Source organism: Dyella koreensis, assembly GCF_044904565.1.
GTDB classification, from domain to species: Bacteria; Pseudomonadota; Gammaproteobacteria; order Xanthomonadales; family Rhodanobacteraceae; genus Dyella_D; species Dyella_D koreensis.
In genome coordinates this window covers 95,771-119,305 of the sequence record NZ_JADIKD010000010.1, presented here as the reverse complement: position 1 = coordinate 119,305, position 23,535 = coordinate 95,771, and the positions used below count along the sequence as shown (strand labels likewise).

17 protein-coding genes are annotated in these 23,535 nt (G+C 64.0%); 12 read left to right on the top strand and 5 right to left on the bottom strand.

What is annotated here, in order from left to right; genetic code table 11:
- Window positions 1-2: 2 nt before the first annotated feature.
- The 4 genes from ISS97_RS10275 (at window position 3) to ISS97_RS10260 (ending at window position 8,591) form a co-directional block, all read left to right on the top strand.
- Window positions 3-1,265 carry a S8 family peptidase gene (locus tag ISS97_RS10275; RefSeq protein WP_379986785.1) on the top strand — a complete coding sequence of 421 codons (1,263 nt, stop codon included), beginning with the start codon at window positions 3-5 and terminating at the stop codon, window positions 1,263-1,265.
- A gap of 356 nt (window positions 1,266-1,621) precedes the next feature.
- Window positions 1,622-6,556, top strand: coding sequence for an NAD-glutamate dehydrogenase (locus ISS97_RS10270; RefSeq protein ID WP_379986786.1), 4,935 nt, complete (start codon window positions 1,622-1,624; stop codon window positions 6,554-6,556).
- A 151-nt stretch (window positions 6,557-6,707) separates the two neighbouring features.
- Window positions 6,708-7,469, top strand: coding sequence for an NAD kinase (locus ISS97_RS10265; RefSeq protein WP_379986787.1), 762 nt, complete (start codon window positions 6,708-6,710; stop codon window positions 7,467-7,469).
- A 183-nt stretch (window positions 7,470-7,652) separates the two neighbouring features.
- On the top strand, window positions 7,653-8,591 hold the full coding sequence (locus tag ISS97_RS10260) for a 5'-nucleotidase (RefSeq protein ID WP_379986788.1): 939 nt from the start codon (window positions 7,653-7,655) through the stop codon (window positions 8,589-8,591).
- Here the strand turns inward: ISS97_RS10260 and ISS97_RS10255 are convergent, their stop codons facing one another.
- Together ISS97_RS10255 and ISS97_RS10250 are read right to left on the bottom strand one after the other, a co-directional pair.
- Entirely contained in the window at window positions 8,592-9,110 is a 519-nt protein-coding gene (locus ISS97_RS10255) for a hypothetical protein (protein WP_379986789.1), read from the bottom strand.
- 214 nt (window positions 9,111-9,324) lie between these two features.
- The gene (locus ISS97_RS10250; protein ID WP_379986790.1) at window positions 9,325-10,200 is read right to left on the bottom strand and encodes a DMT family transporter; all 876 of its coding nucleotides are present in this window, start codon (window positions 10,198-10,200) and stop codon (window positions 9,325-9,327) included.
- Window positions 10,201-10,357: 157 nt separating this feature from the next.
- Between ISS97_RS10250 and ISS97_RS10245 the strand changes: the two genes are divergently transcribed.
- The 6 genes from ISS97_RS10245 (at window position 10,358) to ISS97_RS10220 (ending at window position 16,824) form a co-directional block, all read left to right on the top strand.
- Window positions 10,358-11,527 carry an acyl-CoA dehydrogenase family protein gene (locus ISS97_RS10245; protein WP_379986791.1) on the top strand — a complete coding sequence of 390 codons (1,170 nt, stop codon included), beginning with the start codon at window positions 10,358-10,360 and terminating at the stop codon, window positions 11,525-11,527.
- A gap of 99 nt (window positions 11,528-11,626) precedes the next feature.
- Window positions 11,627-12,175, top strand: coding sequence for a GNAT family N-acetyltransferase (locus tag ISS97_RS10240; RefSeq protein ID WP_379986792.1), 549 nt, complete (start codon window positions 11,627-11,629; stop codon window positions 12,173-12,175).
- On the top strand, window positions 12,172-12,711 hold the full coding sequence (locus ISS97_RS10235; protein ID WP_379986793.1) for a hypothetical protein: 540 nt from the start codon (window positions 12,172-12,174) through the stop codon (window positions 12,709-12,711). The genes ISS97_RS10240 and ISS97_RS10235 overlap by 4 nt, the downstream gene beginning before the upstream one ends.
- A gap of 135 nt (window positions 12,712-12,846) precedes the next feature.
- Window positions 12,847-15,114, top strand: coding sequence for a thiamine pyrophosphate-dependent enzyme (locus ISS97_RS10230; RefSeq protein ID WP_379986794.1), 2,268 nt, complete (start codon window positions 12,847-12,849; stop codon window positions 15,112-15,114).
- A gap of 73 nt (window positions 15,115-15,187) precedes the next feature.
- Window positions 15,188-15,733, top strand: a complete 546-nt coding sequence (locus ISS97_RS10225; RefSeq protein ID WP_379986795.1) for an Ivy family c-type lysozyme inhibitor — start codon at window positions 15,188-15,190, stop codon at window positions 15,731-15,733.
- Window positions 15,734-16,272: 539 nt separating this feature from the next.
- Window positions 16,273-16,824: an NADPH-dependent FMN reductase gene (locus ISS97_RS10220; RefSeq protein WP_379986796.1), complete on the top strand. Its 552-nt coding sequence runs from the start codon at window positions 16,273-16,275 to the stop codon at window positions 16,822-16,824.
- A gap of 119 nt (window positions 16,825-16,943) precedes the next feature.
- Here the strand turns inward: ISS97_RS10220 and ppk1 are convergent, their stop codons facing one another.
- Both ppk1 and ISS97_RS10210 read right to left on the bottom strand, forming a co-directional pair.
- Window positions 16,944-19,118, bottom strand: coding sequence for a polyphosphate kinase 1 (ppk1, locus tag ISS97_RS10215; protein ID WP_379986797.1), 2,175 nt, complete (start codon window positions 19,116-19,118; stop codon window positions 16,944-16,946).
- Window positions 19,119-19,279: 161 nt separating this feature from the next.
- Entirely contained in the window at window positions 19,280-20,176 is an 897-nt protein-coding gene (locus tag ISS97_RS10210; protein WP_379986798.1) for a LysR family transcriptional regulator, read from the bottom strand.
- Between the two features lie 91 nt (window positions 20,177-20,267).
- Here ISS97_RS10210 and ISS97_RS10205 point away from each other — a divergent pair, with 91 nt between their 5' ends.
- Window positions 20,268-21,248, top strand: coding sequence for an NAD-dependent epimerase/dehydratase family protein (locus ISS97_RS10205; protein WP_379986799.1), 981 nt, complete (start codon window positions 20,268-20,270; stop codon window positions 21,246-21,248).
- Window positions 21,249-21,260: 12 nt separating this feature from the next.
- Here ISS97_RS10205 and ISS97_RS10200 read toward each other — a convergent pair whose 3' ends face one another.
- Window positions 21,261-22,067 (bottom strand): AraC family transcriptional regulator, encoded by an 807-nt coding sequence (locus tag ISS97_RS10200; RefSeq protein WP_379986800.1) that lies wholly within the window; start codon window positions 22,065-22,067, stop codon window positions 21,261-21,263.
- A 105-nt stretch (window positions 22,068-22,172) separates the two neighbouring features.
- Between ISS97_RS10200 and ISS97_RS10195 the strand changes: the two genes are divergently transcribed.
- Entirely contained in the window at window positions 22,173-23,414 is a 1,242-nt protein-coding gene (locus ISS97_RS10195; protein ID WP_379986801.1) for an MFS transporter, read from the top strand.
- Window positions 23,415-23,535: the final 121 nt, after the last annotated feature.

Genomic DNA, 23,535 nt, shown 5'->3' with positions numbered 1-23,535 from the left:
CCATGCGCTGGCTGGCGTTGCTCGCGCTGTGCTGCGTCGCCCTGGCAGGATGCGCCGCTGGCGCTGTGCGGCCCGCAGCACCTGATACGGCGCAGGAACGGGCGCGCATCCTGGTGATGTTGCGCGCCGCGCCGCCGCACTTCCTTCCACTCGACAGCTACGCTGGCCAATACCAGTCCTCGCCCGATCATGAGGCGCATCGGCGTGTCGCCATGCAACTGGCGCGCAAACACGGTCTGGTGCTGGTCACCGATTGGCCGATGCCGGCACTCGGCCTGGATTGTTTTGTGATGCAGGCGCCGCGTCAGGACGCAGTAATGCCTACGGTGCTGGCGCTGACCGCCGACAAGCGGGTGGAGTCCGCCGAGCCCATGCAGTTGTTTCACGTACTGGGCAAGGGTGATCCGCTGTACAGCTTGCAGCCGGCGGCGCGAGCCTGGCATCTGTCCGAGCTGCATGCCGTGAGTACCGGCAAGGGGCAGGTGATTGCTGAGCTCGACAGCGGCGTGGAACTGGCGCATCCCGATCTGGCCAGGCAGGCCACCCAGGCGCGCAATTTTGTCGACGATGGCGATTACCGCGCCGAAGCGCACGGCACCGAAGTGGCGGGCATTCTCGTGGCACAAGCCGATAACGGTATCGGCATCGCCGGCATCGCCCCGGATGCGCGCCTGTTGGCCCTGCGCGCCTGCTGGCAAGAGCGGCCGGAAGCGTCTGCGGCCGTGTGCAGCAGCTTCACCTTGGCCAAGGCCTTGCAGTTCGCATTGGAGCGCCGCGCACAGATCATTAATCTCAGCCTGGCCGGCCCGCGCGACCGCCTGCTGGAGCGTCTGCTGGATGTGGCACTGGCACATCGGGTGACGGTGGTGGGCGCGCTGGATGAAACCGCAGCGGATGGTGGCTTCCCAGCGGCCTATCCCGGCGTGCTGGCCGTCGCTGGCGAACATGCGGCCAGCCCGTTGAAGGGCCTGCTGCGCGCACCGGACGAGGGCATTCCGACGACAGTGCCGGGCGGGGGCTTCGGCTTCGTCGATGGCTCTTCGTTCGCGGCGGCGGAGGTCAGCGGCCTGGTGGCGCTGTTGCGCCAGCTGTCGCCGGCGATCCGCCCCGAGGCGCTGCTCGACGCGCTCAGCGCGGCACCTACGCCAGGCTTGGATCCGCCACGGTCTGCCATGATCGATGCCTGCGCTGCCGTGGCGCGCGCCAGCGGGCGTTGTGCCTGCGACTGTCGCGCGGCGAGTGCGTCGATGTCGGTGGCGCGATGAGAGTCCTCGGCATGTTGCGCCGCAGCGGCCGTGACGTGCATAAAGCCTGTGCTGCACATGCGCGTTACGACATACGCGCGGGTATTGGATTCAACTGGCAGGCATGGAATGCGCAGCGGGCCTGGACCGATACACGTGGCGCTTCCACTGGGCCCTATGCATTCGGTTATCCCACCGCAGGAAGCTTGGACGATCACGCGTGGGTATTGAATCTTTTGCACGCTTGGTAGACATGCTTGGTAGAACACACTGAGAGCTGAAGTTTGTGCCGCAGTGCAGGTGGCTAAGCATGCGGGGCCGGCGTATCCTTTTGCGGCTTTTCTGCTCCATTCCGTCCCCACAGACAAGTAGATGCCATGAATGCGATTCGTGCGGCCAGTGATAATCCGATCCAGGCTGTTGTTTTCGAAGAACTGAAAAAAAGCGGCTTTCCCACCCAGCGCCTTGATGAGGCGCAATTTTTTATCGGCGCCTTCTTCTCGCGCATTGCCTCCAGCGATCTTGAGCTGCACACCGCCGCTGAATGGGCCGCGCTGGTGGCCGGCCTGCTCGAGTTCGCGCAGCAGCGTCAGCCCGGCCGCGCCTCGGTACGTGTGATCAATCCCGAATTCGGTCACGCCGGCCGCAGCCTGGTGCAGATCGTCACCGACGACATGCCGTTCCTGGTCGACACGGTGAGCATGATTGTGTCAGCCAAGTTGCAGATCCACGCGGTGATCCATCCAGTGGTGAAGGCCGTGCGCGATGCGACGGGCCGCCTGCAGCAGATGGGCGCGGAAAATGGCACTCCCGAATCGGTGATGCATTTCGAAGTGGATCGCATGGCCGGCGACGCCGAGATGGCGCAGCTGAAGAGCCAGATCGAAGCCTCGCTGGAAGACGTGCGCGTCTCGGTCAACGACTGGGCCAAGATGCGCGACAAGGCGCTGGCCATCGCCGACGACCTGACCAAGCGCCAGCTGCCGATCCATGCGAGCTCGGTGGAAGAGGCGAGCGAATTCCTGCGCTGGGTGGCCGACGACAACTTCACCTTCCTCGGTTATCGCGAATACGAAGTGACCCAGGCCGACGGCGACGAAGTGCTGCGCTCGATGGAAGGCTCGGGCCTGGGCATCCTGCACAAGCAGGAGCGTTCGATGGCGCCGCGTTCGCTGCGTTCGCTGGTGGCCAGCGAGCTGCCGCAGTCGGGTTCGACCGACGCCATCATCCTGACCAAGACCAATGCGCGCTCGCACGTGCACCGTCCGGGTCATATGGATTACATCGGCGTGCTTCGCTTCGACGCCAACGGCAAACCGGTCGCGGAGCAGCGCTTCCTCGGTCTTTTCTCCTCCAACGCCTACATGGCGCGCCCGCAGGACGTGCCGCTGGTGCGCCACAAGGTCGAAGCCGTGATGGCCCGCTCGGGCCTGAAGCGCGATTCGTACTCCGGCAAGTCGCTGCGCCACATTCTGGAGACGCTGCCGCGCGACGAGCTGTTCCAGAGCAACGAAGACGAGTTGTATACCACCGCCATCGGCATCCTCGAGCTGCGTCAGCGTGCCCGCACGCGCCTGTTCGTGCGTCGCGACCGCTATGGCCGCTTCTTCACCTGTCTGGTATTTGTACCGCGCGAGCGCTTCAACACCTCGGTGCGCGAGCGCATCGAAGCGCTGTTGCGCGACGCGCTGCATGGTGAGCAGAGCGATTCGGCGGTGCTGATGGGCGAGGCCGCGCTGGCCCGCCTGCATGTGGTGGTGCGCCCCAAGATCGGCGACCACGTGAACTTCGACGCCGTCAAGCTGGAAGAAGGCGTGGCCGCGATCGTGCGCAACTGGCATGACGATGTGCGCGATGCGCTGGTCAAGCGCCTCGGCGATCACGACGGTGTGGTGCTGGCGAATCGCTACGCCAAGTCACTGCCGGCAGGCTATGTCGAAGACGTGTCGCCCGCCGCTGCCGCCGAGGACGTGCGCCAGCTGTCGCTGCTGAAGGGCGACGACGCCGTGCGCATGTCGTTCTATCACCCGGCCCAGCGTCCGGAAGAGTTGCGCTTCAAGGTGTACCGCAGCGGCACGGATATCGCACTGTCCGAAGTGCTGCCGCAGTTGGAGAATCTCGGCCTGCGCGTGCTCACCGAGCACCTGTACGAAGTGAAGTCCGAAGGCACACCTCTGTTCATCCAGGACTTCGAGGTGCAGCCGGTCGGCAACCTCGCGTTCACGGTTGAGCAGGTCGGCTCGCTGTTCGAGGACGCCTTCGAGCACATCTGGCGCGGCAATGCCGAGAACGACGGCTTCAACCGTCTGGTGCTCGGTGCCAAGCTCGGCTGGCGCCAGGTCGCCATGCTGCGCGGCTACTGCAAATACCTGCTGCAAACGGGCGTGGCGTTCTCGCAGAGCTATATGGAAGACGCCTTCAACCGCTATCCGGCCATCGCCGGCCTGCTGGTGGAGCTGTTCCTCGCCAAGTTCGATCCGCGCCGCGAGAGTTTGTCGGCCGACGAACTGAAGGCAGCGGGCGAAGCGCTGTCGGGCGAAATGACCGCGCTGATTCCGGAAGCCGTGCGTACCGCGCATCCGGCGCTGATCGACGGCCTGGTCGCCGCGCTTGCCAAACCGCGCGACGAACAGATCAAGGTAATCGAAGAGACCATCGGCGTGCTGCTGGAGAACGTGTCCAGCCTCGACGACGATCGCATCCTGCGCAGCTTCATGGCCTTGATGCGCGGCACGCTGCGTACCAGCTTCTTCCAGCAGTGGGACGGTGCCTACCGCGGCTACATCAGCTTCAAGTTCGACTCGCATCGCGTGCCGGATCTGCCGAAGCCGGTGCCATATCGCGAGATCTTCGTTTCCGCGCCGCGCGTGGAAGGCATCCATCTTCGCTTCGGCGCGGTGGCGCGCGGCGGCCTGCGCTGGTCCGATCGCCGCGAAGACTTCCGCACCGAAGTGCTGGGCCTGGTGAAGGCGCAGATGGTGAAGAACACCGTGATCGTGCCGGTCGGCTCGAAGGGTGGTTTCTTCGTCAAGCGTCCGCCGGTGAATGGCGATCGCGACGCGCAGCTGGCGGAAGGTATTGCCTGCTACCGCATGTTCATCAGCGGCCTGCTCGACATCACCGACAACCTGGTCGAAGGCAAGGTGGTGCCGCCGCACGACGTGGTGCGCCATGACGCGGACGATCCGTACCTGGTGGTGGCGGCCGACAAGGGCACCGCGACGTTCTCCGATATCGCCAACGCGATTTCGGTGGAGCATGGTTTCTGGCTGGGCGATGCGTTCGCTTCCGGCGGCTCCAACGGCTACGACCACAAGGGCATGGGCATCACCGCCAAGGGTGCGTGGGAGTCGGTGAAGCGCCACTTCCGCGCGCTGGGTCGCGACAGCCAGACGCAGGACTTCACCTGCGTGGGCGTGGGCGACATGTCGGGCGACGTGTTCGGCAACGGCATGCTGTTGTCGCAGCACATCCGCCTGCTGGCTGCGTTCGACCATCGCCACATCTTCCTCGACCCGAACCCGGATGCGGCGCGTTCCTTCGTCGAGCGCGAGCGCATGTTCAAGTTGCCGCGTTCGAGCTGGGAGGATTACGACAAGTCGCTGATCTCGGCTGGTGGTGGTGTGTATTCGCGCACGCTGAAGTCGATTCCGGTGTCGCCGGAAGTTCGCGCCGCGCTCGGCATCAAGGCCGACGTGACGCAGATGGCGCCGACCGATCTGCTCAACGCCATCCTCAAGGCGCCGGTGGATCTGCTGTGGAACGGCGGTATCGGTACCTATGTGAAGGCCAGCAGCGAAACGCATGCCGACGTGGGCGATCGCGCCAACAACGGCCTGCGCGTCAACGGTGGCGAGCTGCGCTGCAAGGTGGTGGGCGAGGGCGGCAATCTAGGCATGACCCAGAAGGGCCGCATCGAAGCCGCCCAGCACGGCGTGCTGCTCAATACCGACTTCATCGACAACTCGGCCGGCGTAGACACCTCCGACCATGAGGTGAACATTAAGATTCTGCTCGACGACGCCGTACAGCGCGGCGAGCTGACGGTGGAAGCGCGCAACCAGCAGCTTGCGGCCATGACCGACGAAGTCGGCCAGCTCGTGCTGTGGGACAACTATCGCCAGAACCAGGCGATCACCCTGATGGAGCACCAGTCGGTGCGCCGCCTGGGTTCGATGGCCCACTTCATCCGCACGCTCGAGGGCGAAGGTCTGCTTGATCGCCAGGTGGAAAACCTGCCGAGCGAAGCTGAGTTGACCGAGCGCAAGACCCGCGGCCAGGGCATGACCCGCCCCGAGCTGTCGGTGCTGCTGTCGTATGACAAGATCAAGCTGTTCCAGCAGATGCTCGACTCTGATGTGCCGGAAGATCCGTACCTCTCCAAGGAGCTGGTGCGCTACTTCCCCGAGCCGCTGCACGACAAGTACGCCGCGCACATGCAGCGCCATCGCCTGAAGCGCGAAATCATCGCCACCGCGGTCACCAACTCCACCATCAACCGCATGGGCGCCACCTTCATGATGCGCATGCAGGAAGACACGGGGCAGGGGCCGGCGGCGATCGCCAAGGCCTACACCGCCGCCCGCGAAATTCTTGGCGCGCGCGAACTGTGGGCCGAGATCGAGGCGCTGGACAGCAAGGTGGCCGAGGACACGCAGATCGACGCGATCATGCAAATCTGGTCGCTGCTGCGTCATCTCACCCGCTGGCTGCTCAGCCGTCCGGGCGGCACGCTGGATATCGCCGCCAACGTGGAGCGTTACCAGGCTGGCGTGACCGCGTTGCGTACGGCATTGCCCGGTGCACTGACCGAAACCGGCAAGGCCGATTTCGCGACTAGCCAGGAGAAGTGGGAAGGCATGGGGCTGCCGGAAGATCTGGCGGTCCGTCTCGCCCGCATCCCCGAGCTGCGCGCCATGCTCGACGTAGTCGAAGTGGCTCAGCAGAGCGGTCAGCCAGTGGACAAGGTGGCCAGCGTGTTCTACGAGCTGGGCGAGTCGCTGGACCTGGAGTGGCTGCGCAGCCAGATCGAGGCATTGCCGGTGGAAGGCCACTGGCATGCTCAGGCCCGCGGGTCGCTGCTGGACGAGCTCAATCACCAGCATCGTGCGCTGGCCCTGCAGGTGCTGACGCTAGCCGGCAACAGCAAGGACGTTTCGCCGGTGCAGGCGTGGCTGCAGCGCGACGACGCCACGCTCAAGTACACGCGCAGCATGCTGGCGGAAATTCTCACCCAGAACGCGGATTACCCGATCGCCTCGGTCGCGGTCCGTCGCCTGGCCCAGTTGGCGCAGGTGCCGATCAACCAGTAAGTAGTCCGAAGCAAGGAGTCCATGGCGGCTGTTAGGCAATGGACTCCTGATTACGTTGAGAGGAAAGGGCGCAGACCTGTCTTGGTCTTGCGCCCTTTGCTTATCTGAGCTCAACTGGCGTCCTCGCTCACTGACCTCCTCACGGTTCCCTATGGCCTACGCCTTCGTCGCCAGTGAAACCAGCGTTGCCCAGCAGGCGCGCCGCAAACTGGTCGATCGCTATGGCGACACGCCGCCGGAACAGGCGGAGGCGATCGTGGCGCTCGGCGGCGACGGCTTCATGCTGCGCACCCTGCACGCGTATCGTGCGCTGCCGGCGGCGGTCTACGGCATGAAGCTGGGGCGAGTGGGCTTTCTGATGAACAAGCATCGCATCGACGACCTGGAAGGGCGGATCGGGCGCGCGCATGCGGCGGTGCTGTATCCGCTGGAGATGCAGGTCACCGACATCAACGGCGAGGTGCATCAGGCGCTGGCTTTCAACGAAGTCTCGCTGTTGCGCCAGAGCAACCAGGCAGCACATCTCGAAGTGCAGCTCAACGAAGCGGTAAAGCTGGACACACTGGTGTGCGACGGCATCCTGGTTTCCACACCCGCAGGTTCCACCGCCTACAACCTCTCCGCGCATGGCCCGATCCTGCCGCTGGATGCCAACGTGCTGGCGCTGACCCCGATCAGCCCGTTCCGTCCGCGTCGGTGGCGCGGCGCCATCCTGCCGCACCGTACCCAGGTGACTCTGCGCGTGCTCGATCCCGGCAAGCGGCCGGTGAGCGCCACCGCTGATTTCCATGAAGTGCGCGATGTGCGCGAAGTCCTGGTGAAGCAATCGGAAGGCCTGGGCGTCCGCCTGCTGTTCGATCCGGAACACAATCTGGAACAGCGCATTCTGGATGAGCAGTTCGCACCGGACTGATTCGGCGCTTTCGTAGGAGCGCACCCTGTGCGCGAAAGCCCTGCGTAGCAGGGCCGCTTTTGCCACATGATGGAGAAAAGACCAGCCCTGCTACGCAGGGCTTTCGCGCACAGGGTGCGCTCCTACGGGCAATCCCCGGCGCTCTTTGCTAGATTCAACGGCATCATCGTCCATAGCACTTCCATGACCCGCGCAGGCACTATCCACGATCCCACTGCCGCCACCGACAATCGTCTGGTGGTCGCCATTTCCTCGCGCGCGCTGTTCGACCTCGGCGACAGCCATGCCTTGTTCGAGCGCGACGGACTGGATGCCTATCGCGCCTTTCAGATCGATCACGAGAACGAGATTCTCAAGCCGGGCGTGGCCTTTCCGCTGGTGCAGAAACTACTTGGCCTCAACAAGCTGGCCGGCGACGTGCCTCCGGTCGAGGTGATTCTGCTCTCGCGCAATTCGGGCGATACCGGTCTGCGCATCTTCAATGCCATCCAGCACTACGGCCTGGAAATCAGCCGCGCCGCGTTCACCAGTGGCGCGCCGACCTCGGACTATATCGCTCCCTTCAAGGCGGACCTGTTCCTGTCCGCCAACGCCGAGGATGTCGGTCGCGCGCTCGCCGCAGGTGTGGCCGCCGCCACCATCCTTCCCTCCGTGGCGCCGCCGCGGGCCAGCGAGCAGTTGCGCATCGCCTTCGACGGCGACGCGGTGATCTTCGGCGACGAGGGTGAGCGCGTATCCCGCGAAGAAGGCCTGGAAGCCTTCCACCGCAGCGAAACCGAACGCGCCGACGAGCCGCTTTCCGTTGGCCCGTTCCGCGGCTTTCTCACCGCTGTGCATCGACTGCAGGCGGCGTTCCCCGCCGAGGATTCACCTATCCGCACAGCGCTGGTCACCGCGCGTTCGGCACCGGCGCACAAGCGCGTGATCCTCACCTTGCGCCGCTGGGGTGTGCGTATCGATGAGGCCCTGTTCCTGGGCGGTCGCGACAAAGGACCGTTCCTGGACGCTTTCGGCGCCGACATCTTCTTCGACGACTCCCCGGCTAACGTGGAATCCGCGCGGCAGCATGTCGCGACCGGACATGTGCCGCACGGCATCAGCAACCGCGGGCGCGGCGACTGACTAGAGGCACTCGGTCAGGCCGTCGTAGATCGACTTGTCGGTATTCGGCAGCATGGCATCGATCGGATTGCGCCCTTTCAGCGCGGCGACCAACTGTGTCGCGCTGGTATGAGCGGCAAGCGGGCTAGCGCATTGCCACTGATGCAGCGCCACCACCACACGGCCATCGCCGGGATTGATGTCCTCCGAGCTGGCCGCGATCACCCACACGCATTCGCCGATATTTCCGCTGGCGGTCTCGACCGAGCAGCGGTAGCTGAGCGCTTCCAGATTGGCGTACTCGCCCTCGCAGAACGTATCGCCACAGACGTCAAGAAAATTGAGCTTGAGCTGGTAGGTGATGTCGAGCCAGGCGTCCCGATCCTGCCAGTCGGGCAGGTAGTCGTATATGTCGACATAGGCAGGCGCGAGCGTATTGCGCTGGGTGTTCTTGCTCTTGGCCAGCGATAGCGCTGGAGCACAGAGGAAAGCGGTAAGCAGGGTCGCTGCCACAACAAGGCGTGAAGTGCGGATGCGCATGAGTCCATCTCCGTTCGTAGGCGTCTCGTCCAGACGCAGGACTCATTGGGCATCACGGCCATGGTCCGGAACAGGCGGCCTGCGCGGGATATCGCGTAAGGAGACCGAGTTGCTTTTTGCGGAGGAAGTGAAGGCTCGTGCGTCGGTATTGATCGACCGCTGGTGCCCGCTCACGCTGATCAGTGGTCCGGAGTTTTTCCGGACAAGCTTCCCGCTACACCAACCTGGTCCGCCGCCACCAGGGCGTCACCTTGCCTTCCCGCACCAAAGTGAACAGGCCCGAGCCCAGGATCAGCGCGATGCCGATCAGCATGGGCCAGTCCAGATGGTCGCCAAACAGCCAGTAGCCGAAGCCGATGGCCCAGAGCATCTGGCTGTATTGGGTGGGGGCGACGCGATTGGCGGGTGCGTGCTGAGTGGCAAACATCAGCAATACACCAGCGAAGCCGGCCAGCAGGCCATAGCCGGCCAACAGGCTCCACTGCTTGAGGTCGGGCCAGATGAAATGGGGCAGCATCAGCAGGCCGCCAGTCACGAGTGGGCCGATCACCCCGGCGCCGTACAGACTGATGCGTTTTTCATGGGCGCCGGCCATGCGCAGGGCCACCACTGATACCGCGCCAAAGAGCCCGCATGTCATCGCGGCCAGATGCCCCGTGCCCAGCGCGCGGAAACCCGGCCGCAGCACTACCAGCACGCCGATAAAACCGGCCACCACCGCCGACCAGCGCCGCCAGCCCACGTGTTCCTTCAGGAACAGTACCGAGAGCAGGGTCACGAAGATCGGCAGCAGGAAGATCAGCGCAAAAGCTTCCGCCATCGGCAGCGCCGTGAATGCGATCACAGCCGTGATGTTGCAGATGGCGCCGGAGATGGCGCGCACCCACCACAGGCTGGGGCGGTTGGCCTTGAACACCTCGATCCAGCGATCCTGCGGCTTGCGGATAAAGGGCAGTGCCGAAAGCATCATTACGGCGCCGAAAAACACCGCCTCGTAGGCGGGCAGCGTGCCGTGCAGGGACTTCACGAAGGCGTCGCTGATCGCGTAGGCCGCGTAGCAGGCAAAGCCCAGGAGTACACCTTTGATCATGGGGATTCCAGCGGAAAAGCGGGGGGGCGGCAGGCCGGGCCATGGTCCCATAGCGAGCCGGCCACGCCTACCCGCCGGTGTTGCACCTCGTCATGACCTGGAGGGACAGGGGCCGCTAGAATCGAGGGCTTGTCCCACCCACGTACGGAATCCCTGCATGTCCGCTCGCCTGAATCCGCTCGACCTGTACGACGTCCGCTCGCTGCTCACCGACGAAGAGCGCATGGTGCAGGACACTGTTGGCCGTTTCGTCGATGAAAAAGTGCTGCCGATCATCGGCGACGCGTTCGATCAGGCGCGGTTTCCGCAGGAGCTGGTTCCGGAGATCGCCAACCTCGGCCTGCTGGGCGCGACCATTCCCGAGAAATACGGCTGCGCCGGCATGAACGGTGTGAGCTACGGCTTGATCTGCCAGGAGCTGGAGCGCGGCGATTCGGGCCTGCGCAGCTTCGCCTCGGTGCAGAGCTCGCTATGCATGTACCCGATCTACGCCTACGGCACCGAAGAGCAGAAGATGCATTACTTGCCGAAGATGGCGGCAGGCGAAGTCATCGGTTGCTTCGGCCTCACCGAACCGCACGGCGGTTCCGACCCGGCCAACATGAAGACCCACGCCAAGCAGGACGGCGGCGACTGGGTGATCAACGGCGCCAAGATGTGGATTACCAACGGCAACCTCGCGCACATCGCGATCGTGTGGGCGCAGACCGAGGACGGCATCCAGGGCTTCATCGTGCCCACCGACACCAAGGGCTTCACCGCGCAGGAAGTGCACAAGAAGATGAGCCTGCGCGCGTCGGTTACCTCGGCGCTGTTCTTCGACAACGTGCGCGTGCCGGAAGCCAATCGCCTGCCGAACGTGAAAGGCCTGAAAGGCCCGCTCGGCTGCCTTACCCAGGCGCGTTACGGCATCACCTGGGGCCCGATCGGTGCCGCGCAGGCGTGCTTGAAGGAAGTGCTGGACTACACGCAGGAGCGTATCCTGTTCGGCCGTCCACTCGCTTCCAACCAGGCCGTGCAATTGAAGATGGCCGACATGGCCCGCCGCATCACCACGGCACAGTTGCTGTCGCTGCAGTTGGGTCGCCTGAAGGACGCCGGCAAGATGCAGCCCACCCAGGTCTCGCTCGCCAAGTGGAACAACTGCCGCATGGCCATCGATATCGCGCGCGAATGCCGCGACATCCTCGGCGGCGCCGGCATCACCACCGAGCATTCGGCGATCCGCCATGCGCTGAACCTGGAATCGGTGATCACGTACGAAGGCACCGAGACCGTGCATCAGCTGGTGGTGGGGCGCGAGCTGACTGGCATCAACGCGTTCTGACAGCTCGATGAAACAAGAAGCTGCGGCCTTTCATTTCGTCATTCCGGTGTAAGCCGGGATGACGCCAGGGGCGTGTTGATTCCTGTGGAGGTGCGTAAGGTGAACTGGCAAGACATCCGCATCGAAACCGACCGTCTGATCTTGCGCCCGCCACGGCGCGAAGATTTTGACGGCTGGGCCGCCAATATGGCCGATGAGGAAGCGGCGCGTTTCATCGGCGGGTATCAGCCGCGCGCCGCCGCGTGGCGCGGCTTCCTCACCATGGTCGGCGCCTGGGCGATCCAGGGCTTCGGCATGTTCTCGGTGATTGAGAAGAGCAGCGGGCAATGGCTGGGCCGGCTCGGCCCGTGGCAGCCCGAAGGCTGGCCAGGTACGGAAGTCGGTTGGGGGCTCGCGCGCGCGGCGTGGGGTAAGGGTTACGCGCTCGAAGGTGCTATCGCCAGCATCGACTGGGCGTTCGAGCATCTTGGCTGGACCGATGTGATCCACAGCATCGATCACGACAACAAGCCCTCGCAGGCGCTGGCGATCCGCCTCGGTTCGCGCAATCTCGGGCCCGGCCAGTTGCCGGCACCGCTGGAAGATGTGAAGGTCGACATCTGGGGTCAGTCGCGCGAGGAATGGCTGCAGCGCAGGAGACGGCCATGAGCGCGGACACTAAGACGGCGCGCGACACCTTGCGGCAGACACTCGTCCACGTCGTGCCCGATCTGCAGAAATACTGCCGCGAGCCGTGGTATCTGATCGGCAGTGCTGCGGCGTCGCTGGTCGGCGCGGACGTGAGCGTGGCCGATGTCGATGTACTCGCCAGCGCCGGCGATGCGGCGCAGCTGGAAACTCAGTGGCGCGATCTGCGTGATCCCATTTACATGCCGGCCGGTGCGGAGCATTTCCGCTCGCGTTTTGCGCGTTTCCGTTTTCCCGGATTGCCGGTGGAAGTGATGGGCGACCTTGAGCTCAATCGCGGTGATGGCTGGCGGCCCGTGCAGGTGCATGAAGTGGCAAGCATCAGCGTGGCCGGCTTTGCCGTGTCGATTCCATCGGTGGCCGAGCAGATCCGCATTCTCGAGAGTTTCGGGCGGCCGAAGGATCTGCAGCGCGCCGCTCTGCTCAAAGCGCTGAATTCGAGTAGCGCAGCTTTTAACTCCTCCCCCTGCGAGCAGGGGGAGGCCGGGAGGGGGTAAGCCCTTGCGACAACCTCTCCCGAAACGCTTTCTCAAGCACTTACTCTTCCTCAACCCTCCCCTGTCCTGCGGGACTAGCTTCGCGTCGCGAGCAGGGGAGGGAGCATAAGCTCCCGACGAGATCGCCTGTCCATCATGATTGCCCTTCCGTTTGCTCTCAGCGCCCGCCACAAAGGCTTCAATCGCGCCGAAATCGTCGACCAGAACTTCACCGAGTTCGTGCAGCTGTGGCAGGGCGATGTGCGCCATGCGCCGGATGACGGGCAGCCGGTGCTGCCGGGCAGCGCGCTGGACGCGCGTGGATTCCGCGAGTTGCTGGAATCGCAACTGATCTCGCGCCATCTCGACCTGATGGCGCGCGTGCTGCGCGTGCAGAACAAAGTGTTCTACACCATCGGCTCGAGCGGTCATGAAGGCAATGCCATGGTGGCGCGGCTGACGCGGCACACCGATCCGGCCTTCCTGCATTATCGCTCTGGCGGTTTCATGGCAGAGCGCTTCCGCAAGCTGCCTGGCATGGATCCGATCATGGATTCCGCGCTGTCGTTCGCCGCCAGCAAGGACGATCCGGCTTCCGGTGGCCGCCACAAAGTGTGGGGCAGCAAACCGTTGTGGGTGCTGCCGCAGACGTCGACCATTGCCTCGCATCTGCCCAAGGCCTTCGGTACGGCGGTCGCGATCGAGCAGGCACGCCGCATCGGACATGCGCTGCCGATTCCCGAGGACAGCATCGCGATCTGCTCGTTCGGTGACGCGTCGTCCAATCACGCTTCCGCGCAATCGGCCTTCAATGCCGCTGGGTGGACGGCGTACCAGAAGCTGCCGGCACCGGTGCTCTACGTGTGCGAGGACAACGGCATTGGCATCTCGGTGAAGACACCCACCGGCTGGATCGCCAACAACTTCAAGCATCGCGCGAATCTCGATTATTTCTTCGCCGACGGCCTGGATCTGGCCGAAGGCTACGCGCAGGTGCAGCGTGCGGTGGATCACTGCCGCGATACGCGCCGTCCGACTTTTCTGCATCTGCGCACCACGCGCGTGATGGGACATGCCGGCACCGATTTCGAGATCGAGTGGCGCAGTGTGGAAGAGTTGTTCGCCCTTGAATCCAGCGACCCGCTGCTGCGCTCGGCGGACATCGCTCTGGCTTCCGGGTTGTATACCAAGGTGTCGCTGCTTGAGCTTTACGAGACCACGCGCAAGCGCTGCTTCGAAGCCGCGGAGGATGCGGATCGCCGTCCGCGCCTTACCTCGCTCGAAGACGTCATGAAGCCGCTGGCGCCGTACACCCCGGCGGCGGTGAAGGCTGAGGCCGAGCGCGTCGATTACGCCGAGCGCCGTCTCGCGGTGTTCGGCAGCGAAGACAAGCTGCCGGAGAAGCAGCCGCCGCGCCACCTGGCCATCCAGATCGGCCAGGCCTTGCACGACGTGATGGCGAAGTATCCCGAGTCGCTGCTGTTCGGCGAGGATGTGGCGCAGAAGGGCGGCGTGTATACCGTCACCAAGGGCCTGTTCAAAACCTTCAAGGGCAACCGCGTGTTCAACACGCTGCTCGACGAGACGGTAATTCTCGGCCTGGCCCAGGGCTACGCCAACATGGGCATGTTGCCGATGCCGGAGATCCAGTATCTGGCGTACTTCCACAACGCCTGCGATCAGATCCGCGGCGAGGCTTGTAGCCTGCAGTTCTTCTCCAACGATCAATACCGCAACCCGCTGGTGATGCGCGTGGCTTCGCTGGGTTATCAGAAGGGTTTCGGCGGTCACTTCCACAATGACAACTCGATTGCCGCGCTGCGCGACATTCCCGGGCTGGTGGTGGGTTGCCCCAGCCGCGGCGACGATGCGGCCACCATGCTGCGCACCCTGATGGCGCTGGCGAAGGTGGATGGCCGTGTATGCGCCTTCCTCGAACCCATCGCGCTGTACATGACCAAGGATCTGTACGAAGCGGGCGACGGTCAGTGGCAGTTTGCCTATCCTGCGCCGGATCAGGCGATGCCGCTGGGTGAAGGGCGTGTCTACAACGAAAGCGCCAACGACCTGGTGGTATTCACCTTCGGCAATGGCGTGCCCATGGCATTGCGCGCCGCGCGCGCAATCGAGGCCAAGCACGGCTGGAAGACCCGCGTGGTCGACCTGCGTTGGCTGGCGCCGCTCAACGATGCCTTCATCGCCGAACAGGCGCGCAGTGCGAAGCGCATCCTCGTGCTGGACGAGGGGCGCAAGAGCGCCGGTGTAGGCGAGGGCGTCATCACCGCGATCGTCGAAGGCGGCTGCGGTGCGACACCGCTGCAGCGTGTGATGGGTGCGGATACCTATACACCACTGGCCGGTGCAGCCCTGCTGGTGTTGCCGGGCGAGGCCGAGATCGTGGCGGCGGCCGACCAGCTCGCCTGAACGACAGAGGAAGGTTTCGATTCAGTCGGGGCTGCGTAAGTTGGCGAAGGTGTAGTCAACGAAGGATCCGACGATGAAGCTTTCCGCCATCGCTCTCGCGTTTTCAGCCGCCCTGGCCTGTGCGGCCTGTTCGCAGGACAAGAACGGAGCCGCATCGGCGCCCGCCGCCAGCGCCACGACGAACAAAATCGACGTGGCGAGCAGTGTCAGCGCGGCCGAGAGCTTGCCTGTTGATGCCGATACGGCAGCCAAGGGGCCGTATCTGTTCGACCTGCTGCAGCGCCCCGATTTTTCAGCAGCCTTCGCCAAGTTGTCCGGTGCCTCCGATTTGCCCGACTGGACGCGTCAGGGCGGTACGTCCGCACCGGCGCAGCATGTCGTGGTGAGTGGCAAATCCATGCTGGTGGCGAGTGGCTGCAAGCCGCACGATTGTCCGGGGGAGCGGATCGTGTTGCTCTATGACGAGAAGACGCATGATTTGTGGGGTGTGTTCGCCAAGCGCACGGGGGAGGCGCCGGTGGATGTGGGCGATACCCGTAATGATCAGTTGAGTTGGCTTGGGGGGCCGGATGAGGGGGTGAAGGTTTTGTTGAAGAGGAAGTTGTATTCGCCGGAGTGAGGGCCTGGCCCTTGTGACCAGCCTACCTAACTTCGTCATTCCGGCGCAGGCCGGAATCCAGTAGTGACGCGCTTCGATTGTCGCGTTATCGCGACCGGGCTCGCCTGCGGCGGGCTTCCGCCTCGCTGCCGCGAGTCGGGTCACTTTTCTTTGCTTGCCCAAAGAAAAGTAACCAAAAGAAAAGGCACCCCTCTTACGCGCCCTCCGGCTTCGCCTGCGGGTTCGTGAGGGTTGGCCGGGCTTTTCGACACGACATCCCTGTCGTGTCGAAAAGGCATCGACGTCCTGTCGATGCCCCCTTCGGGGCCTTTTCGTCCAACCCTCACCGCTCCACAGGGGACCCGTTACGGGCTCGCTTCGCATCGCCTTTCAAAGAAAAAGAAGAGCGGCTCCCTCTCCCCTCTGGGGAGAGGGTTGGGGTGAGGGGTGGGTGCTCGCGATAGGGTTTGGTGTTGCGTCAACAACGCTCTTCCAAAGCATCACCCAGACTTAACTGCGGCTCGGCATGCTTGGCACTCCAGCAAAGGCGGGAGGAAGTGATGAGTACGATTAAGGTCGCGGTTTTTGTGGGTAGTTTGCGTAAGGAGTCGATCAACAAGAAGCTGGCTTTGGCGGTGGAGCGGTTGGCGCCGAAGGAGTTGGTGTTTGAGCATGTGCCTATCGGTGGGTTGCCGCTCTATACGCAGGATTTCGATGGCGATTACCCACCGGAGTGCGGGCGCCTGAAGCAGACGGTCGAGGCGGCTGATGCGTTGTTGTTTGTGACGCCGGAGTACAACCGCTCCATGCCTGGCGTACTCAAGAACGCGATCGATATCGCGTCGCGGCCGTGGGGAACCAATTCTTTCGCGGGTAAACCGGGCGCGGTGATCGGTGCCTCGGTGGGAGCTACTGGCACGGCGCTGGCGCAGCAGCATTTGCGTAATGTGCTGGCTTACCTTGATGTGCCTCTGCTAGGGCAGCCGGAAGTGTTCATCCACTTCAAGGATGGTTTGCTGGATGACCAGGGCCACATCGGTAGTGAAGGTACGCAGAAGTTTCTGCAGGGCTTCGTCGATCGCTATGTGGCTTGGGTCAAGCGCTTCGTCTGAATGCGTGTAGGAGCGCACCCTGTGCGCGAAAGTCCTGCGCAGCAGGGCTGGGCTCCGGGATACGGAGCGCGGCCCTTACGGGCCGTTTCGCGCACAGGGTGCGCTCCTACGTAATGGCTTCAGGCTTCGGTGGAGGCGCCTACGCCGCAGATTTTTTCCAGCAGCTGCGATTGCACGTTGCGTGTGCCTTGTCCGGGCGCGGGGTGCTGGCGTACATACTGGCCGTCAGGCTGCAGTTGCCAGGAGCTGGAGTTGTCGCTGAGGTAAAGCTCCAGCTCTTTCTTCAGGCGCTGCTGCAGTTTCTTGCTCTCGATCGGGAAGCCGGTTTCCACGCGACGGTCGAGGTTGCGCTCCATCAGGTCGGCGCTGGCCAGGTAGAACTGTTCGTCGCCGTTGTTGGCGAACCAGTACACGCGACTGTGCTCCAGGAAGCGGCCGACGATGGAGCGCACGCGGATGTTGTGCGACACCCCGGGCACACCCGGTCGCAGGCAGCACATGCCGCGCACGATCAGTTCGATCTTCACGCCGGCCATGCTCGCCTTGTAGAGCGCGCGGATGATCTTGGGGTCGGTGATCGCATTGATCTTGGCGATGATCTGCGCCGCGCGTCCTGCGGTGGCGTGAGCGGTTTCGCGCGCGATCAGGTCGAGCAGGGTCTTCTTGAGGGTGAATGGCGCATGCAGCAGCTTCTTCATGCGCAGCACCTTGCCCATGCCGGTAAGCTGGCTGAAGAGCTTGTGCACGTCTTCGCACAGCACCTGGTCGGAGGTGAGCAGGCTGTAGTCGGTGTACAGGCGCGCGTTGCCGGTGTGGTAGTTGCCGGTGCCCATATGGGCATAGCGCACCAGTTCATCGCCTTCGCGGCGCTGGATCAGCATCAGTTTGGCATGCGTTTTCACGCCCACCACGCCGTAGATCACCATGGCGCCGGCCTGTTGCAGGCGTGAGGCCAGCGTGAGGTTGGATTCTTCGTCGAAGCGCGCACGCAGTTCGACGACAACGGTTACTTCCTTGCCGGCGCGCGCCGCATCCACCAGCGCATCGACGATCTCGGAGTTGGCGCCGCTGCGGTAAAGCGTCTGCTTGATCGCCAGCACGCTCGGGTCTTTCGCCGCCTGATGCAGCAGGTCCACCACCGGTGCGAAGGATTCGTAGGGATGCAGCAGCAGCACGTCCTGCTTGCCGATCACCTGGAACAGGTCCTCGGCTTTTTTCAGCGTCTTGGGAATCGCGGGCGTGAAGGGCGGGTAGAGCAGTTGCGGCGCATCGGTCTTGCCGATCAGGCCGAACAGGCGCGACAGGTTCACCGGGCCGTTCACCTCATACATTTCGGCTGCGGTGAGGCCGAACTGCTTGAGCAGGTAGTCGGTGAGCTCCTTGGGGCAGTTGTCGGCCACCTCGAGACGCACCGCATCGCCGAAGCGGCGTGAGTACAGTTCGCCGCGCAGTGCGCGGGCGAGGTCTTCCACGTCTTCCGGATCGATGGTGAGGTCGGCGTTGCGGGTCAGGCGGAACTGGTAGCAGCCGTGCACCGACATGCCGGGGAACAGCTCTTCGGTGTGTGCGTGGATGATGGAGGACAGCAGCACGAAGTTGTCGCCGCCGCTGCATACATCGTCCGGCAGGCGGATCAGTCGCGGCAGCACGCGCGGCGCCGGCACGATGGCCAGGCCGGAATCGCGGCCGAACGCATCCACGCCTTCCAGCTGCACAATGAAGTTGAGGCTCTTGTTCACCAGCAGCGGGAACGGGTGCGTCGGGTCGAGGCCGATCGGCGTGATCAGCGGCGCGACTTCATGGCGGAAGTAGCGACGCACCCATAGCTTCTGTTTGTGCGACCACTCGTTGCGGCGCACGATGCGGATACCCTGGCGGTCCAGCTCGGGCAGTACGCGTTCGTTGAGGATGGTGTACTGCCGCTCGATCTGCTTGTGCGCGATCTCGCTGATCTCGGCCAGCACGCGCCGGGGCGAGATGCCGTCCGGCCCCACGATTTCATGATCGAACGCGATCTGGCTTTTCAGGCCCGCCACGCGGATCTCGAAAAACTCGTCCATGTTGCTGGAGAAGATCAGCAGGAACTTCAGCCGTTCCAGGATTGGCTTGCGCTCGTCCAGCGCCTGCTCCAGCACGCGGATATTGAACTGCAGCTGCGACAGCTCGCGATGGATGTACAGGCTGCTGTCGTTGAGGTCATGCGCCGCGGCGGCGGGTGTGCTCGCTATGGGCAGGTCCAGGGCAGGCGCGCTTTCTTCGACCGTAACGGTAGAGCGGTTTTCACTGCTGGACATCATGTCTTTCCTGGTCCCCCACTGGCGGGGACGCTACGGGGAATAGGCATGCTACCCCGTTCCCGCGGCAAGCACGTCCTCGACCGGCCCGCGGCATGGGGCCGTTTCGCGACCGGTCATATTGCTACGGTCTTCTGACAGCGGCATGACATGGCGGGCGGTCAATGGCTGTTGGCGTAGTCGATCAGCGCCGTCGCCAGGTGGTCGAACAGCTTGCGCACGGCGAGGTGGCGGCGCATGTCCTCGTGCATCACGACCCAGGTATCCATCCCCAGTGCCAGTTTCTCCGGCAGCAGCCGCACCAGCTGCGGTTCGCGCGCGGCCAGCGGTACCTGGCAGAAACCGATGCCATAGCCGGCGCGGATCGCCGCCAGTGCCGCGAGGTCGTTGTCGGTACGCAAAGCGAACAGCTCGCGTGTATAGGGCAGGTCTTTCGGGCGCAGGCTGCGGATATAGGGGGTCTCCTGATCGAAGCCGATAAGGCTGTGTTCGCGCAAGGCTTCGACGGTTTCTGGCTGGCCGTGTGCGCGCAGGTAGCGCTTGTGTGCATAAGCCCCCAACTCGATGCGGCCGATATGGCGCGTGACCAGCGCCTGCTGGGTGGGGCGCGCCATGCGGACGGCGATGTCGGCATCCTTGCGCAGCAGGTCTTCGGGCTGATTAGTCACGGACAGCTCGATCACCACCTCCGGCTGCGCCTTGCGAAACGCGGCGAGCATGGATGGCAGCACTTCCACACTGATGATTTCGCTGGCGGTGACCCGCACCACGCCGCGGGTCTTTCCGTCCTGCGCGGTGGCGGCGCGGCGTAGTGCGGCGGTGGCGGCGGCCATGGCCTGTGCGTGGGGCAGCAGGGCATAAGCCATGTCGGTCGGCACCAGCCCCTGTGGCGAGCGGGCGAACAGATCGACGCCCAGCGCGGTTTCCAGTTCGCGGATATGGCGGCCCAGGCTGGGCTGGGTCATGGCGAGTCCACGCGCGGCGGCGGACAGGCTGCCTTCGCTCATGACGGCGAGAAACGAGCGGTAGAGGTTCCACTGGGGATCATGCTTGGCCATGCATATTTGTATAGCAGATGTTTGTGGATCGCCAATTTTCTTTGGTCTCGGGCGGGGCCAAGCTAGCCCCATACCCCACGAGGAGTTCGCCATGAAGACATCGAAAACAGCCCTGGTCGTCGGCGCCAACGGCGGCGTCGGCAGCGAAACCTGCTTGGCCCTGCTGCGGCATGGCTGGCAGGTACGTGCCATGGCACGCATCCCGAAAGCGGATGCGCTGGACGGCGTGGAGTGGCTGCGTGGTGACGCGATGGTGGCGGCCGATGTGATGCGCGCTGCGCAGGGCGTACACGTGATCGTGCATGCGGTGAACCCGCCGGGTTATCGCGGCTGGGACAAGGTGGTGCTGCCGATGCTGGACAACAGCATCGCTGCAGCCCGCGCCGTGGGTGCGCGCATCGTTCTGCCGGGCACCATCTACAACTACGGCCCCGATGCCTTTCCGCTGTTGCGCGAAGATGCGCCACAACATCCTCAGACCCGCAAAGGCGAACTGCGTGTGGCGATGGAGCAGCGACTGGAACAGGCCGCGCGCGAAGGCACGCCGGCATTGATCCTGCGCTGCGGCGATTTCTTCGGCCCACGCAGCACCGCCAACAGCTGGTTCTCGCAAGGCCTGACCAAGCCCGGCGCGCCGGTGCGCAAGGTCAGCTATCCGGGCGCCTTCGATATCGGCCATGCCTGGGCCTATCTGCCGGATGTCGCCGAAACATTGGCGAAGCTGCTCGACCGCAGCGACGAACTGGCTGACTTCGCGCGCTACCACTTCGGCGGCTACTGGCTGGATGGGCGCGGGATGGTGGAGGCGGTCCGTCGCGCGGTCGGCAATCCGGACATCGTGGCCGGGCGTTTTCCCTGGTGGCTGGTGACGCTGGCCTCGCCTTTCGTGGAGACGCTGCGCGAGATGCGCAAGATGCGCTACCTGTGGCGTACACCGGTGCAACTAGATGACACGCGACTGTTGGCCTTTCTTGGCGTATCGCCGTACACGCCGATCGAGCAGGCGATCCGGCACACCCTGGAAGGGGCGGGGTGCTTGCCGGCCGGGTCTGTGCTCGCGACAGCCGCGTGAGCGATGAGCCGTCTAGTGCGGCGATGTCTTCTCGCGCGGATGCTGATCACCCGCCAGGTAGCGGCTCGGCGGTGCGCCGAGCACGCGCCGGAAGGCCGCAGTGAAGGCGCTGGTGCTGCCGTAGCCAAGTTCGATAGCGACCTGAGTGATGGATTCGCCGCGTCCCAATCGGGTAAGCGCGGCCAGCAGGCAAGCCTGTTGCCGCCATGCCGCGAAGCTCATGCCGGTTTCCTCGCGGAAGGTACGGGTGAAACTGCGTCGGCTCATGCCGGCCTTGTCGGCCATGGCATCGATGTCGATCTCCAGCGCCGGTGCGTCGAGCATGACGCGGCACAGCCGGCGCAAGCGCCGGTCGCTGGGCAGCGGGGTGTTGAGCGCCAGGGGTTGCATGGCGCGCACTTCATCCACCAACAACGCCATGAGGCGGCCGTCGCGGCCCTCGAGATCGTATTCCACCGGCAGGTCCACGGCTTCCTGCAGCAGCTCATGCAGCAGTGGCGAGACCGTGATCACCTGGCAATGCGTCCAGAGTCCGGCGGCAGCGGCGGCCTCCGGCCGGATGTACGCGCTGCGCGTGCTGACCGTGCCATCCATATGCACTTCATGCATGACGCCGGCGGGAATCCACAGGGCGCGTCGCGGCGGCACCACCCAGCTGCCTTCCGGGGTAATCGCCTTGACCACCCCGGTGACTGCGTACAGCAGCTGATGGCGCTTATGCGTATGAGGCGGGAGTACGAAACGGCCGGGGTAGTCGTTACCCGTCGCCACCACATCGCGAGGCGTGTCTTCGTATTGAGTGACGCGGGTCTGGCGCATGATTGGCCCGAATTCTATATCTATTGACCCAATACCGCATGCGGGCCGCCCGTCGCGGCTCTAAGGTGCGCGACATACCGCCACAACACTCCCCCGAGTCCCCACATGCGATCCCCCGCTGAAGAAACCTTGCCGTCGCCATTGCCCGCCGTGCCTGTCCGCCAAGAGCAGGCGACCGAATTCGGTATTTTGGGCGCGATCAGTTTTTCGCACCTGCTCAACGACATGATCCAGTCGCTGATCCTGGCGATCTACCCGATCCTCAGTGCCAGCTTCCATTTGAGCTTCGCGCAGGTCGGCTTGATCACGTTGACCTATCAAGTCACCGCCTCGCTGCTTCAGCCGGTGGTGGGCATGGTCACCGACCGCAAGCCAATGCCTTACTCCTTGCCGATCGGCATGGGGTTCACCTTGTGCGGGTTGTTGCTGCTGGCGACCGCGCCGAATTTTTCGCTGCTGTTGCTGGCAGCCGCGCTGGTCGGCACGGGCTCTTCCGTGTTCCATCCCGAATCCTCCCGCGTGGCGCGCATGGCCTCGGGCGGCCGGCACGGCATGGCGCAGTCGCTGTTCCAGGTGGGTGGCAATACCGGCGCGTCGCTAGGGCCGCTGTTGGCGGCATGGATCATCGTGCCGAACGGGCGCGGCAGTGTCGCTTGGTTTTCGCTGGCGGCGCTGCTCGCCATCGTGGTGTTGCTGCAGGTGAGCCGCTGGTATCGCGAACATCATGCGGTGCGTGGGAAGGCCAAGGCGCACCACGCGCTGCAAGTGACGCTGACGCGCGGGCAGGTGAGCGGTTCGTTGTTGATCCTGGGTCTGCTGATCTTCTCGAAGTATTTCTACCTGGCGAGCATCAGCAGCTATTTCACTTTCTACCTGATCCATAAGTTCGGCGTGTCCGTGCAGAACGCGCAGACGCATTTGTCGGTGTTCCTGTTCGCGGTGGCGGCGGGTTCGCTGGTGGGTGGGCCGGTGGGTGACCGCATCGGGCGTAAGTGGGTGATCTGGGCGTCGATCCTTGGCGTTGCGCCGTTCACGTTGCTGTTGCCGCATGTGGATCTGTGGTGGACGGGTGTGCTGACCGTGGTGATTGGTTTGATTCTGTCGTCGGCGTTCTCGGCGATTCTGGTTTATGCGCAGGAATTGATTCCGGGGCGTGTCGGCATGATCTCCGGGCTGTTCTTTGGTCTTGCTTTTGGCATGGGTGGTATTGGTGCGGCGGTGCTTGGGCGGCTGGCTGATGCGCATGGCATCGAGTATGTCTATCAGCTGTGTGCGTATTTGCCATTGCTGGGGGTGATTACGGTGTTTTTGCCGAATTTGGAGCGGCCGTGTCGTCAGGCTGTTTGAGTTCTGCTCCCTCTTTCTTCGGGAGAGGGTTCGGCTCTTGCGACATTCCTTCCTGCTTCGTCATTCCGGCGAAGGCCGGAATCCAGTGGCGTTGTCGCTCGGTTGTCGCGTTGTCTCGCAC